A 14,593-nucleotide genomic window follows, 5' to 3' on the forward strand; every position below is an offset into this window, starting at 1 on the left:
TGACATGATCGAGGTTAGCAATATCGGCCGGATAATTGGAGTCTGAAATTGTACGTATGACGGGGCTTCGCGTTGTGTTTTGTCAATAAAACGGGATGTCCGGAGAGTTTGCTGGCTCTCGTTCAAGAGCCAGCTGATGATTAATTATTCAGTGAATGGCAGTTTGGCCAGGGTCATAAAATGGGCCAGGGTTTTGCTGAGTTCAAAGGCATCCTCACTCCCGGCCAGCTCTCTGATTGAGTGCATGCCGAAGGTTGGCAGCCCGAGATCCAGTGTGCGTACGCCCAGCACACCGGCAGTCAGTGGGCCAATGGTACTGCCACAGGCCATATCGGTACGGGTAACAAAGTGCTGAACTTTGCTGCCGCTGGCCTGGCAAAGGGTGCGGTAAAGGGCCGAGGTTTCATCATTGGTGGCATAACGCTGGTTGGCGTTGACTTTGATGACTGCCCCATGATTCAGTTTCGGTGCGTGATGCTCGTCATGCTTGCTGGCATAGTTGGGGTGGATGCCGTGGGCATTATCCGTTGAAATCAGCATGGAGCGGTTCATGGCCCGGGTCAGTGCCTCACCGGTGCCATACATTCTTTCCAGTACGCTCTTCAGGAAAGGCCCCTGGGCTCCGGTGGTTGAGACACTGCCCACCTCTTCATGGTCATTGCATACCAACAGGGCTGTGGTGTCTGATGGCTGATGATTGAGCAGAGACTCCAGACCCACATAGCAGCTGAGCAGATTATCCAGGCGGGCACTGGCGATAAAGTCACCGTTCAGGCCAATAACGGCAGCACTTTGGGTGTCATAGAAAGAGAGGTCGTATTCCATCACTTGCTGACAGTCGCTGTGCCCTTGACGTATCAGCTCTTGTTTCAGCAGTTCACGGAAATCGACGGTTTCGCCATCGGCCAGTTGAAAAAGGATCGGTGGGATATCGGTTTGTGGATTGACGGCACGGCCACTATTGACCTCGCGGTCCAGGTGAATAGCCAGGCTGGGGATAATGGCGACTGCACGTTCAAAATTGATCAGTTGCTGGCAAAGTTGTTGCTGATCGTTGAGGTATTGGACACGGCCGGCGAGGGAAAGGTCACGGTCAAACCATGGATTTAACAGGACACCACCATAAACCTCAACACCCAGCTGAAAATAGCTGTGCTTATTTAACTCTGGCTGAGGTTTTACTTTCAGGCAGGGCGAGTCGGTATGCGCTCCTACCATTCTGGCACCCAGCTCAGGTTTGCCCATGGTAAAGGCAATGATGGATGATCCGTTACGGGTTACGTAATATTTTCCGCCCTCTTTGAGAGACCAGGATTCGGACTCGCTCAATGGCTGGAAGCCTGCTTCCTGTAGTTTGGCCACCATGGTGGCTACTGCATGATAAGGGGTCGGAGAAGCATTGAGGAACTGGATAAGCTCCTGATTAAAGTGTTCTTTGCTCATGGCGCTACCTTGCAATGTAAGCGGTGATCTTACTACAAAGATAGGTTTTATTTCATTGTTGAAACTGACCTGTTTCAGGGTTGGATAATGCTGCATGAGCCCACTAAAGTAAGTGGCTGTATGAGCTTGTTGTTGATTGCTCTGTCTAAAAAGAATAATACGAATGAATTTACCCAAATCAATGAAATAAGCATGTTCCCTCAAACATCGGCTGAAAACCATTGCCTCATTTGCCTTGAGGATTTTTCCCAAGAGCCTGACCATGCATTATCTACCCTGAAGTGTGGGCACGCCTTCGGCCGTTCATGCATTATCAAATGGCGAGAAAGGGACTCAAGTTGCCCTTTATGCAGGCAAAATTTTGTTCTACCGAAACCTGACGTCAGTTTTATCAATGCGTTGAAGGATGAATTCAACAAAACCCTACGCGAACGAAGGGGGTTTGTGTTCGCGTTTATGTATTCTGGTTTCTTTCTTGCCACCGACCTTGAGCAGCTGGCTTACTATAATGCCGGTGTTGTAGCTGTTAATCTTTTTGTGGCCCTCGCCGAAAGGTGTGTCTCGAAAGTCAGTAATGTAATATCTGTATATTTCGGTAGGCTCGGCACTCAAAACTTTCACTGTCATACTTTGCAGGAAATAGCGGCTGTGGGCGTTACCTTCTGTTCGCTCATTAATGCCGGTTGGCTGGGCCGGAAATTGCTTTTGGGCTTTTGACCGGGTTGAAGCGATAGGTAGTGATCTCACAAAAAAATATGTTTGACTTCATTTTACGAGGGATCAAGAGGTTGTCCAGGAATAAACTGCCCTACTGCGGTGGCAGCAAATTGGCCTAAAAAGTCGGAAATTTTTAGCAAATAGAACCACTATTCATTAAAAATTTCCGACTTTTTATCCTCAATTCTCTGCCATCCTCGCCACGGGGTCGCCTAGACGGGCGCTATTCTCGGTCAGCCTCCTAGTTCGGCAGCTGTACATTGACCTCAAGAATAGAACAACCATCCTGAGAGTCCAGCTTGATGTCAATACACTCCTGCTGGACCTCTATGTATTTTTGAATAACCTGAAGAATATCCCGCTCCATGGCTGGCAGAAAATCACGCCCACTTCGACTGCTTCGTTCATGGGCTACTATGATCTGCAGCCTTTCCTTGGCAATCGCGGCGCTGTTATCTTCTTTGCGTGAGCGGAATAGCTGCATAAGACTCATCCTATTCCTCCGAACATGCGCTGTAAGAACCCTTTTTTGACGGGTTCGAGAAAACGGTGTGGTATGTCTTCCCCAAGGAAGCGCGCTACCACATCGTTGTATGCCTGACCGGCATCACTGTCGGTATTGCATACGACGGGTACCCCCTGGTTGGAGGCTTTCAAGACTGAGGTGGACTCGGGAATTACGCCAATCAGCGGTATCGCCAGAATTTCCTCGACATCCTGAATATTGAGCATTTCTCCCCGTGTCACCCGCTCAGGATTGTAGCGGGTTAGCAATAGATGCTCTTTGACGGGTTCAAGGTTTTCGACTGCACGACGGGACTTGCTTTGCAAAATACCCAGGATACGGTCAGAGTCCCGGACGGACGACACTTCAGGGTTTGTGGTAATAATGGCTTCATCGGCAAAGTAGAGGGCCATCAGGGCACCGTGTTCGATGCCTGCCGGAGAGTCACAGATGATGTATTCAAAGTCTTTTGCCAGCTGGTTCAGGACTTTTTCAACCCCTGCATGGGTAAGGGCTTCTTTGTCCCGGGTTTGGGATGCTGGCAGAATGGACAGGTTTTCTGTGCGCTTGTCTCTGATCAGCGCCTGATGCAGCTCGGCCTCGCCGTTAATTACGTTGACAAAGTCGTACACGACACGACGCTCGCAGCCCATCAGGAGATCCAGGTTTCTAAGGCCTACGTCAAAGTCAATGACAACGGTTCGGTGACCTTTAAGAGCCAATCCTGTTGCAATGGAAGCACTGGTGGTGGTTTTTCCAACGCCACCTTTTCCAGAAGTCACAACAATAATACGAGCCAAGGTGAAATCCTGTCATAAATCAAGAACTGAACTATTGTCCAGTATTTCTTAAAGTTTCTTTATGTGCAAGCTTTGTGCCTCGAGGGATACAATAACACTGCCGCCCCAGAGGGGATCACTGTTACTGGCTGCTGAGGGCATTTTATACTGACCGTTGATGGAAATGAGTTCGGCTTCAAACTGCAGGCAGAAAATACGGGCGTCAGTATTACCATTGACACCTGCCAGGGCCCGGCCGCGTAATGGACCATAGACGTGTATATTACCGGCGGCCAGAAGTTCTGCACCGGAACTCACCGGGCTGGTAATGACCAGGTCGCCCTCGGCATAGACCTGCTGACCAGAGCGGATCGGATGTTCTATAAGCGTGGTCTTATGAATGACTGGTGATGTTTGCGTCTGGTTGGCACTCTCTGCTGCAGCGGGACTGGCGGTGTGGGGTTTCTGCATGATGACCACATTGGTTTCAACATGGCTTTCCACATGAGCAGCAGAATTTTCTTCTGACCGGTTCCGTTGCCTTGGTGACGGGAGCCAGGGAATGCCTGCCATCATGGCGTCCTGTTTATGGCTTTCCTGGCCGCCGCGAACAGCAATCAGGATCAGGCCAAACTGTTGCAGGCTATGGCGCAATTGGTAAAGATCAATCGGTGGTTGTTCCGGGCTGAGTTGGTCGAAGGCGATGATGACAGGTGTCTGCTGGAAAAACTTGGGTGCCTTGCGCGTCATGTTCTCCAGCTGATTGGTGATATCCGCAGGATTGGTAGAATGCAATTCAAGAGTAGTCAGTGTATAAATACCACCGGTCATCTTGAAAGCTGCAGTACCGGTTTGCAGTTGAAGGGTCATAAAGTACAACTCTGGTTGTGTATAACGACTTTGTATGACGAGAGTCAGCAGATTAAATGGTCAGCTTTTTATACAACAGAATGTAGCGTAGAGAACTCAACGTTCAGATACAAGTATTGAATTAACCTATATGTCGCAAAACCCTGATGTTAACAAGCAGGCTGATGCCCGTGCAGACGACGTCTTTCGCCGGGCCTATCTGCACCCGAAGTACTGGCTTACCTGGCTGGTGATCGGGCTTACCGTTATTCCTTCGCTATTGCCTTATCGCTGGCTTCTCCAACTGGGACGATGGCTTGGACGTATCATTTACCATGTAGCGGGTGACCGTGTTCATGTTGCCCGGGTGAATCTGGAGAAGTGTTTTCCTGAGTTGAGCCAGGCTGAAAGAGAGGTACTGCTGAAGAAAAACTTTGAGTCAGTCGGCATTGGTGTTATGGAGGTTACCATCGCCTGGTGGTGGCCTGCCGGCAGGTTGGACAACATCGTTTCTTATCAGGGGCTGGAAAACCTGAAGTCTGATGATGGCACCCTCCTGATGGTTATGCATTTCACCACCATAGAACTGGCAGGTCGCCTGATTACCCAGCGCCACAGTGTGGATGCCACCTATCGAGAGCATGGGAACCCGGTCTTTGAATACGTTCAGCGTCGTTTAAGGCACCGTTTTGATCCTGGCAGCCAGTTGCTGAGAAGGAAGGATGTTCGTGGCATGCTGCGTTCATTAAAGTCGGGCAGAACCGTCTGGTACTCTCCTGACCAGGACTATGGCATCAAAAATGGACTCTATGTGCCTTTCTTCGGTATTCCCGCAGCGACCATTACCAGTACCTCACGCCTTGCCAAAGCGGGCAGGGCGAAAGTGATTCCCATGACGGTGACCCGGCTGGCTGGTGCCAAAGGCTACCGGGTTCAATTGCATTGTGCCCTGGAAGGGATTCCTTCCGGTGACGACTTTCAGGATGCGCTGCAGGTTAACCAGTTTGTCGAGCAGCAAATTCGTAAGCATCCTGAGCAGTATATGTGGCTTCATCGGCGGTTTAAAAATCGCCCTGAGGGGGAGGCGGACTTCTATCGGGGCTGACTGCCTGTCTGAATGCTCACTGATTGAGTGTCCGGAAATATCCTTAGTCAGAAATAGTGTTTCCCGCGTTCTTGCAGAGGGCGGCAGCTGGATGGACGCTGCTCTTATATTGAATAAAGCCATCAGCACTTCCCTGATGTCTGAAAATACCTATAGAAACCGTCGTTCAATGGCCATTTCTTTTTGTCACAACTTATGGCTTAAAGCCAGAATTAATGGCTCGCTGTTGAGCTTGCTTGAAAGTGTTGCGAAAAAGTAAATCCATATTCTCACGTAGTTGATCAGCACTTATATCTTCCCCACTTTGGTCGACTGGAGGAAAAAGCATCTGTAAGTTCACAACTTTATCATCATTGCTCATACTTTGATCAAACAAAAATTCCCTCAGTTGAGCAACAAATTGTTTATTTTTTTTCATAAGCTGATACTTATCACTATGAACCCTAACCCATTGTGTTCCTTCATAGTCTCCCTCAAACTTGTAAAAATCACCTTGGTATTCACCATAAAGCATTTTCTGGGCGGACCAACAAGGCTCGCCAATATCAGGGTCCAAAATGGTTTCAAGATCCCTGTAATCAGTATCATAAATTAACTTTGCCAATGGCTGGTATTTAACGGGATCAGCATTAAATAAATCATCTGGATTTTCAAGGCCATTGAATATTCCCGGATGATCTTTGTTTAATTGTTCAATTGTCTCTCGCTTTAAAGTTCCCGGAGAAGTGTAAGAACCAACATATAAAAGATAAAAATCATCATCAGAGGACAACTTTAGCTCAACAGAATCACCAGAGATAGATTCCGGCTGGTTCGGCTCTGTTGGCGACTGGCCAGCACCGGCAATGAACGAAGATGTTAGAGAAGAAGAGGGAGGAATCATAAGTCATACCGTTACTTGTTTATCTGGTAGGACAAAATAAAAACAGGAGGGTTCCCTGAACATAATAAAATAATTACATAATTCCAGATCACTGTCGGTAAGGCAGGCTACCAGGTTGAATAGTTGTACTCTTGTTGGGATAGACCGATTCTTTCCCCGGCAGGAGGCGAGTGTCAGAAACTATCCAATATGCTCAATAATGGATATTTCCGTAGATTTTGTAGGTCTTTATGCTTATTATCTCTTCGCAAACTCCGGTGCATAAATGACCGGTTTGAATGGCATATCAGGCAGGATGTTTACCATGAACATGTAGCCAAAAAAAATTAACGTCCCTTTTTGTTTAAAGTTGATAACTATTGTTTTCACAGCTGCAACGGCTGTTCATTATTGAAGACCAAAGATTATGGAAGAGCATTTTAAGCTTGTTGATAAGCCGACCTTTTTTGGTGCGGTTATTTTGTTGATCTTGGTGGTTATACCGCTGGCACTGTTTCCGGATGAGGGCGCTCACTGGATTGCCATCGCAAAAACCTTTATGACGGACACAATGGGGGTGCTTTATCTGGGCCTGGGGCTGGCTGCCGTGGTGTTTATGGCCTACGTGGTATTTTCCGATATTGGCCAGATCAAGCTGGGTGATGCCGATGAGAAACCGGAGTATTCGACCACCTCCTGGGCGGCCATGTTGTTCTGTGGTGGCATCGGTGCCAGTATTCTCTACTGGGGTTGTATTGAGTGGGCCTACTATTATCAGTCACCGCCTTTTCAGCTGGCCTCGGGCAGTGAAGAGGCGGTTCGCTGGGCGGCCACTTACGGTATCTTCCACTGGGGGCCTGTTGCCTGGTGCATTTATATGATTCCGGCCATTCCCATTGCCTACTTTTTTCATGTGCGCAAAAACCCGGTTCTGAAGGTATCAGCTGCCCTGATGCCGGTACTGGGAGAAGCCCGCAGTAAAGGGCCTCTGGGCAAGGTGATTGACGTGCTGTTTATTTTTGGCCTGCTCGGTGGTGCTGCCACCACGCTGGGTCTGGCGGCACCTTTGATCAATGAGGGCATTACCTACCTGACCGGTATTCCAGCTACAAATGGCACCCAGATTGGTGTGTTGCTGTTGTGTACGGCACTGTTTGCCTATTCCTCGTACAAGGGAATGGATGGTGGTATCAAGCTGTTGAGCAATATCAACTTCTGGGGAGCACTGGGTCTGCTGGCTTTTGTCCTGGTGGTGGGGCCTACGCTGTTTATGGTGGAGACGGGTCTGGACTCCATTGGGCGGATGCTGTCCAACTTCTTCGTCATGGCCACCTGGGCAGAACCTTTCGGTGGTTATGGCACCTTTGAAGATACCCACTTCCCTCAGGACTGGACCATCTTCTACTGGGCCTGGTGGTTGGTATATGCACCCAGTATGGGACTGTTCGTAGCCCGTATTTCCAAAGGGCGAACCATTAAACAGATGGTCGGCGGTGCGATTTTCTGTGGCTCCCTGGGGTGTGCGGTGTACTTTATCGTACTGGGTAACTTTGGTCTGTCCCTCCAGCTTTCCGGTCAACTGGATGTTGTGGGTATTCTCAATACTGAAGGCCCAACAACCGCTATATTCAGTGTGCTTGAACAGCTTCCGTTCAGTTACGTGGTTATCGTATTGTTCACATTGCTCTGTATTATCTTTACTGCGACTACCTTTGACTCCATCTCCTTTATTCTCGCGTCAGTTGTCCAGACTAATGTGACTGAAGACCCCATGCGCTGGAACCGCCTGTTCTGGGCTTTCACTTTGTCACTGATGCCTTCTGTGCTGATGTTTATGGGTGGTCTGGCCACCTTGCAGACGGCAGCAATTGTCGGTGGTCTGCCGCTGCTGGTGATTGCGGTGATGTTGATGATTTCTGCAGTGAAAGCCACCATGCTGGATATCTCCCGCCAGGAAGGCTACGAAGAACCCACCATCAATATTGAAGAACTGCCGGAAGTGGACCCATGGAGCCTGGAAGGTTCTGCACTGGCCCGCTTTGAACAGCTGAAAGATCAGGCGACAGACGCCGTAATTGCAGAGCGTCAGGCCCATGAAGCGCTGGCTGCACTGAAAAAACAGATTCGCCGGGAGGCTATGGCTCGTGGTGCAACGGGGTCTGATCTGGGGGATGCACCTGCCCCATTGCTGGAGGAAGTTGAGCGATTAACCCGGGTTGCCATTGAGGCCAATGAGAAGCGGCAGGCTGCTTCTGAGTTGGCCCAGCAGGCGCGCATGGAGTTTAATGAGCTGATGCGTCAGAAAGAGGAAGAGCAGAAAGCGCTGGAGCGTCTGCAGGCTAAAGAAGAAATTCTGATGCGCATGGGCAGAGCTTGATTTTTTAAAGTTTAACCACTGCCCAGCCTGTTGGTAAAAGGGTTGGGCCATGTGATTTGAACATCCATACTGGAAACAAACACGGACTAACGACAGTATGGTGGTATACATCTGGCAAGAAAGTCCTTGTAAAGTTTGTAGAGGGAATTCGCAACCTGATCACGAGGGAATTGGTTGAGTCACATAGGTATTTTGACTGATCGTATGAAAAGTTGGAACTTATCCCAAGGCTGCTGGTCAAAAAGATCGTAATGAAATAATTACTGATCTACGTTTGGAATGAGTCTGACTAAAACAGGCACTGCCACTTGTTCAAAGCAGGCAGGGTGGAAAAATTAAGGACGTTATTGACAGGCTTTTCCTGAGAGAAAGTCCGGCATTGACTGTATCTTATGGTCATTCCTTAATATCTTTTAACTCATAAAAGTATGAGAACACTAACATGTTTCCTGCAACTACCGACTATAAGTTTGCCTCATCTACCCACACTGCCCAGCCGCCGTCTGGCAGCTCAGCATTAATAACTGCTGCCGTTTTTCAATCCTTTAAAACCCATATCACGTCGTTGCCTGAGGAAATACGCAGCAAAACTATTCAAGAAACGTTGATGTTTATACATGATCAGTTCCCTAATGAACTGCCGAAATTTCAAGAAACCTTGGATAAACGAAGGATAACCCTTGCTGAAAACTCCTCTGAGACCGGGGCTGTATCGATAATTCCGTTGGAAAAATTAGTTGCTGATCATAACTGCCCTGAATTAATTACTGATTTGAATAGTATGGTGGAAGCATTTAACACTCAATTAAAACATTTCATAAGGTATTCAGAAGATAGTGAAATTTCTTCATACTTGAGAGAAAATGGTTCGAGAAGGTTTTCAAAAAAATTGGAAGATTTTGGCAAGGATATTCACAAAAGGACGAACCAAAATTGTGAAGCAGGCCATGCGGATAGTAAAGTCGTAGTGGAAATGCAGCGGAATCTTGTTGCATGGCATAACTCGGTAAAAATTCTTACTCATGGACTGCTTGATCCGTTATTTAATAATCCAAAGGGACCCGATCACAATTCCAGAGAGAAGGATAAAGCACTTTCCACTCTGCATGATATACAAAGACTAAAGCAAAATGTTGGGAAAAATGATTATTTCAAGATTGATGGTATATTAAGATATTTAACTAAAAAAGCACCACGGGAGAATATTTGTTCCCGCTTGAGTAATTTAATTCTCTCGGATTTCATTGGTAGTGGTAACCTGATGCTATTCCAGAAAACCCTGCAGCGGTTATTTGATTATTATCATTTTATACCATTCGAAGGGCCTCTTAGTGAAATTACAGATGAGCTCTGTAAATCTATCAAAATATATGCAGAAATGAAGAAGCCGACTGGGTTCGATTATTAATTCAGTGACTGGTGAAGGAAGTGGATTCGTGGACCCTGGAAGGTTCTGCACTGGCCGGCTTTGAATAGCTGAGGATCTGGCGACAAAAGCTGTAATTGCAGTACGTCAGACCCATGAAGTGCTGGCTCCACAGAAAAAGCAGATTCCCCGGCAGTCTTTGGTCTGATGTGATCAGTATGCCCTGTTTGGGTAAGTCTTTGGTGAAAAAAAAACGATGTTTTTTGTGCCGTAAAGAGTTGGAACTTATTGCAAGGCTATTGGTCAAAAAGATCGTAATGAAATCATTACTAATCTCCGTTTGGAATGAGTATGACCAAATCAGGCACTGCCACTTGTTCAAAGCAGGCAGGGTAGAAAAATTAGGGATGTTATTGGCAGGCTTTTCCTGAGAGAAAAATCCGGCATTGACACCATCTTATGTTCAATCCTGAATACCTTTTAACTGATAAAAGTATGAGAACATTAACATGCATCTTTCAACTACTGGCGGAAACGATAATGCCTTATATACCTTCACAAATGAACCAGCGCCTGACGGCTCAGGATTATTAACTGATGCCGTTTCTGAAACCTTTCAAAAACATATCAAGTTGTTGCCTGAGGGCAGACGCGGCAAAACCATTCAAGAAATGTTGCGGTTTGTAGAAAGCAATTTTCCTGGTGAAATAGTGGAATTTGAAAAATCCATGCGTGATCGAGGGGTAGCCCTTGCCGAAGATTCCTCTGATACCGGGGCTGTATCGATACATCCATTGGGGAAGCTGTTGGATAAATACAGGTGCTTTGAATTGCCTGAGCACTTGAATAGCCTGGTAGATAATTTTAATGTAGAACTAACTCGTTTAATAAATCTTGAAGAAGATACCGAAATCTCCCCAATGTTGAAAAAGCGTGAAATGAAAAGATTCTCAGAACCTATGGTTAATTTTGGAAAATATATTCTTGATCAGTCTAGTCCGCTATGTAACCTAAAAAACTGGGGTGGCGGTACATACTCTACCTGTGCAGCTGCTGCACTTGAAACAAAAAGTAATCTTGAGTCATGGTATGAATCAATTAAATTCCTTTGTGAGGGAGTTTTTGATCCGTTACTTGCTGAGCCAGGAAGCCCTGATTACAATAACAGTGATAAGGGCAAGGCCATTGATCTTTTGAGAAAAATGGAAGTGCTAATGCAGACTAATGAAAATAAATATTATTTCAAAATTGACAAAACACTAAGTTTTATTAAACAAGGTATGTATCGAGATAATGCTCGCTCCTACTTGACTGGATCGATTCTTGAGCAGTTTATTGGTAGTAGGAACCTGTTGGTTTTCCAGAAAACCATGCAGATGTTTTTTGAGTATTATCAATTTACTCCAGAGCCCGCTTTCATTGAAATTTCACCAGAACTTAATGAAACTATCAAAAGCTATTCAGAAAAAACGTCGAGTTATTAATTCAGTGGCTGGTGTAAAAAGTCAGGGCCAGGAGCTGTTATTTAATAACATCATTATTTCAATAAGCGCTGCCCGCTACCTGCAAAAGCCGTAATGGCTTTTGCAGGTAGCGGGCAGTGACCTATCCGAGAATAGACTCAACCAGCAATCATAATTCGCAGAGCATCCAGTCGAAGAACTGCTTTCTGCAGTGCCTGATGCCCCAGGGCTGCACGGTTTTTCAGATATTCAATCTCTTCACCACGGACGTTCGGGTTAACGACTTTAAGCGCCGCCAGTCGTTTGATCTCTTCAGTGACATCGGTCAGCAAGTTCTGGCAAGCCTGATTAACGATGGGCTGTACCCGATCTTTGGCATACCCTTCGGCTTTATCCAGCATGGCCAGAAAGGGTGCCCGCTGGGCATTCACCAGTTTTTTGGCAACACCCCGTTTCAAAGGCTGAAGCTGGGCGTTCAGGGTATCAAACGCCACTTTTTCGGACAGGTCATTGAACCCCGGGTCGATCAGACAGCGGATCGGTGTGGCTGGCAGGTAGCGGTCCAGCTGCAGAGTTCGGTCGGCGCTGGTTTCTACCACGTAAATCGCTTCCAGCAGCATGGTGCCGGGCTTCAGGGCTTTGTTTTTGAGCAAAGCCACAGAGGTATTCCCCAGCTCGCTGGTCAGCACCATGTCCATGCCTTCGGCAACGATGGGATGCTCCCAGGTCAGGAAGTGCATGTCTTCTCTGGACAGTGCCATGTCCCGGTCAAAGGTGACGGTCATGCCATCATCCGGCAGGCCGGGGAAGGTGGTGATCATGTGGCTGCCCGGGCGAATCACCAGACAGTGTTTGGAATAGTCTTCCGCCTCAACACCAAAGCCTTCGAACAACTTCTCCATAAACCGCTTGAGCTGTCTTGGCTGTTCCTGCTCTTCGATGTCGTTGATCATATCTTCATTGGAGATCAGGCCCCGGGAGTTCAGCTCCAGCAATCGGTCTCTGCCTTTATGAAGGTGCTCCATCTGTTGCCGGTTCAATTGGGCTGCCTGGTTCAGCAGGGTATCCATGGCTTCTGTGGAGGCCTGGCTGCCCGGTTGCAGATAAGGCAACAGCGCTTCACCCAGTTGCATCTGCACCATACTACCGGCAGGGCAGGTATCGGCAAAAGCGTTCAATCCCAGCTGGTACCAGTGGAACAGTGCCTCCTGACCGGTGCCAGACAGATAGGGCACGTGAATCTTGATGGCTTCAGTCTGGCCAATACGATCCAGTCGGCCAATACGCTGTTCCAGCAGGTCGGGATGTTCGGGCAGATCAAACAGCACCAGATGGTGGGCAAACTGGAAGTTACGTCCTTCACTGCCAATTTCTGAACACACCAGTACCTGGGCACCATGCTCTCCTTCGGAAAAGAAGGCCGCAGCACGATCCCGCTCAATAATGCTCATGTTTTCGTGGAAAACCGCTGCCGGAATGCCGGACAGTATGCGCAGGGCATTTTCCAGGTCCAGTGCCGTATTGGCATTGGCACAGATAACCAGTACTTTCTCTTTCTTCAGCAGTTTCAGCAGGTTCATCAGCCAGTCTACCCGGGGGTCGACTTTCCACCAGGGATCCATATCATCGACACGGATCTGAGCCTGATAAGCCAGCTCCGGATAAAGGTTATGGCGGTAGTTGGACTCTTCTTCCAGGGCGATTTCGTACAGCTCCGGCAGCACCTGGGGGTAGCCCTGGGCCGCTCGACCAGAGAATCCGCCAACGGCTGCCCGGGTATTACGAAACATCACGCGGCCGGTACCATGACGATCCAGCAGGCGGCGCAGCAGCTGGGTTCGGGCAGTGTTTCGAGCCTCTTCATCACCCTGGTCAAGGATATCAATCAGCGACTTGCTGTCTTCTCCAAGGAAACTGATCAGATGGTCCCTTGCCTTGGCAGGGAGCGTCTGATTGTTATTGTTCAGAAGTTCCTGAACCGCCTCTGCCACCGGCTCATAACGGCTTTCTTCGGCGGCAAAGGCGGCAAGATCATGGAAGCGGTCCGGGTCCAGCAGACGCAGATGGGCAAAGTGGCTTTTGGCACCCATCTGCTCCGGCGTCGCGGTCAGCAGCAGGAGTCCCGGAATCTGCAGGGACAGCGCTTCAACACAGCGGTATTCCGCATTGGTCTCTTCTTCAGACCAGATAAGGTGATGGGCTTCATCCACAATCAACAGGTCGAAGTCCGCTTCCAGTGCCTGTTTGCGGCGTTCGTCATCATGACATAGAAAGCCGATGCTGCTGATAATCAGCTGCTCGGTATTGAACGGGTTTTCATCCGGAGACTGACGGCAGCGCTCTTCGTCAAAAACACTGAAACGCAGGTTGAAACGGCGCAGCATCTCCACCAGCCACTGGTGTACCAGGCTTTCCGGCAAGAGAATCAGCACCCGGCTGGCACGGCCGGTAATCAGTTGCTGGTGCAGTATCAGGCCGGCTTCAATGGTTTTACCCATGCCCACTTCGTCGGCCAGCATAACCCGTGGCGCATGGCGCTGGGAAACCTCCCGGGCAATATGCAGCTGGTGGGGAATCAGGCTGGTGCGTGGGCCAATCAGGCCGCGCATCGGGGACTTGCGCAGACCGTAGTTATACTGGAGTGTCTTGTAACGCAGGGTAAAGTTGCTGTTCTGGTCAATCTGACCCGCCAGCATCCGGTCCTGTGGCTTGTTGAAGCGAATATGGTTGCCCAGCTCGGCTTCTGGCAGCTGTCGTGTTTCTCCGTCAGGGAGGGTTCCGCAGTAGGTCAGCAGGCCATCTTTCTCAATCACCTCGGTGACCAGCATAATCCAGCCCTCGTGGCTTTCGACACGATCTCCGGGGTTGAACTCAACGCGGGTCAGAGGGCAGTTGTTTATGGAGTAAAGCCGGGTTTCCCCGGTGGCAGGAAACAGCAGGGTGACCATGCGACTGTCAAAGGTGAGCACCGTGCCCAGCCCCTGTTCGGTCTCAGTATCACTAATCCAGCGTTGCCCAGAAACGAAACTCGTCATATTTGACTACTAACCTTGCCTGACTGACAGACCGCCATTATACGTTACCGCCCGGGCGGTGCGTAGGCCGGAGATGGACCGGCGGACTGTAT

At 48.6% G+C, this 14,593-nt stretch carries 11 protein-coding genes; 5 read left to right on the top strand and 6 right to left on the bottom strand.

Annotated features, from left to right (window positions below):
- Positions 1-144 precede the first annotated feature (144 nt).
- Complete coding sequence (locus tag ACO6UY_RS01185; protein ID WP_422459985.1) at positions 145-1,443, bottom strand: M18 family aminopeptidase; 1,299 nt, start codon at positions 1,441-1,443, stop codon at positions 145-147.
- Between the two features lie 87 nt (positions 1,444-1,530).
- On the opposite strand from ACO6UY_RS01185, the gene ACO6UY_RS01190 reads away from it, so the two are divergent.
- Positions 1,531-2,160, top strand: coding sequence for an RING finger domain-containing protein (locus tag ACO6UY_RS01190; RefSeq protein ID WP_422459983.1), 630 nt, complete (start codon positions 1,531-1,533; stop codon positions 2,158-2,160).
- 241 nt (positions 2,161-2,401) lie between these two features.
- On the opposite strand, the gene minE is transcribed toward ACO6UY_RS01190, so the two are convergent.
- From minE to minC, 3 genes are read right to left on the bottom strand one after another with little or no spacing between them, the layout of a single operon-like run.
- Positions 2,402-2,653 (bottom strand): cell division topological specificity factor MinE, encoded by a 252-nt coding sequence (gene minE / locus ACO6UY_RS01195; RefSeq protein WP_209202447.1) that lies wholly within the window; start codon positions 2,651-2,653, stop codon positions 2,402-2,404.
- The gene (gene minD / locus ACO6UY_RS01200; RefSeq protein ID WP_422448963.1) at positions 2,650-3,465 is read right to left on the bottom strand and encodes a septum site-determining protein MinD; all 816 of its coding nucleotides are present in this window, start codon (positions 3,463-3,465) and stop codon (positions 2,650-2,652) included. The genes minE and minD overlap by 4 nt, the downstream gene beginning before the upstream one ends.
- 48 nt (positions 3,466-3,513) lie before the next feature.
- Positions 3,514-4,314 carry a septum site-determining protein MinC gene (gene minC / locus ACO6UY_RS01205; RefSeq protein ID WP_422448961.1) on the bottom strand — a complete coding sequence of 267 codons (801 nt, stop codon included), beginning with the start codon at positions 4,312-4,314 and terminating at the stop codon, positions 3,514-3,516.
- 130 nt (positions 4,315-4,444) lie between these two features.
- On the opposite strand from minC, the gene lpxL reads away from it, so the two are divergent.
- Positions 4,445-5,398, top strand: a complete 954-nt coding sequence (lpxL, locus tag ACO6UY_RS01210) for an LpxL/LpxP family Kdo(2)-lipid IV(A) lauroyl/palmitoleoyl acyltransferase (RefSeq protein WP_422448959.1) — start codon at positions 4,445-4,447, stop codon at positions 5,396-5,398.
- A gap of 193 nt (positions 5,399-5,591) precedes the next feature.
- On the opposite strand, the gene ACO6UY_RS01215 is transcribed toward lpxL, so the two are convergent.
- On the bottom strand, positions 5,592-6,281 hold the full coding sequence (locus ACO6UY_RS01215; protein ID WP_422459981.1) for a hypothetical protein: 690 nt from the start codon (positions 6,279-6,281) through the stop codon (positions 5,592-5,594).
- Positions 6,282-6,687: 406 nt separating this feature from the next.
- Between ACO6UY_RS01215 and ACO6UY_RS01220 the strand changes: the two genes are divergently transcribed.
- From ACO6UY_RS01220 to ACO6UY_RS01230, 3 genes are all read left to right on the top strand, one after another.
- Positions 6,688-8,637, top strand: a complete 1,950-nt coding sequence (locus tag ACO6UY_RS01220) for a BCCT family transporter (protein ID WP_422488828.1) — start codon at positions 6,688-6,690, stop codon at positions 8,635-8,637.
- 442 nt (positions 8,638-9,079) lie between these two features.
- Positions 9,080-10,045: a hypothetical protein gene (locus ACO6UY_RS01225; RefSeq protein ID WP_422448953.1), complete on the top strand. Its 966-nt coding sequence runs from the start codon at positions 9,080-9,082 to the stop codon at positions 10,043-10,045.
- Positions 10,046-10,512: 467 nt separating this feature from the next.
- Entirely contained in the window at positions 10,513-11,487 is a 975-nt protein-coding gene (locus tag ACO6UY_RS01230; RefSeq protein ID WP_422488829.1) for a hypothetical protein, read from the top strand.
- 137 nt (positions 11,488-11,624) lie between these two features.
- On the opposite strand, the gene rapA is transcribed toward ACO6UY_RS01230, so the two are convergent.
- The gene (gene rapA / locus ACO6UY_RS01235; RefSeq protein WP_422448949.1) at positions 11,625-14,501 is read right to left on the bottom strand and encodes an RNA polymerase-associated protein RapA; all 2,877 of its coding nucleotides are present in this window, start codon (positions 14,499-14,501) and stop codon (positions 11,625-11,627) included.
- Positions 14,502-14,593 lie beyond the last annotated feature (92 nt).

The organism is Endozoicomonas sp. ALE010, from assembly GCF_049310165.1.
In the GTDB taxonomy this organism is placed as follows: Bacteria; Pseudomonadota; Gammaproteobacteria; order Pseudomonadales; family Endozoicomonadaceae; genus Endozoicomonas.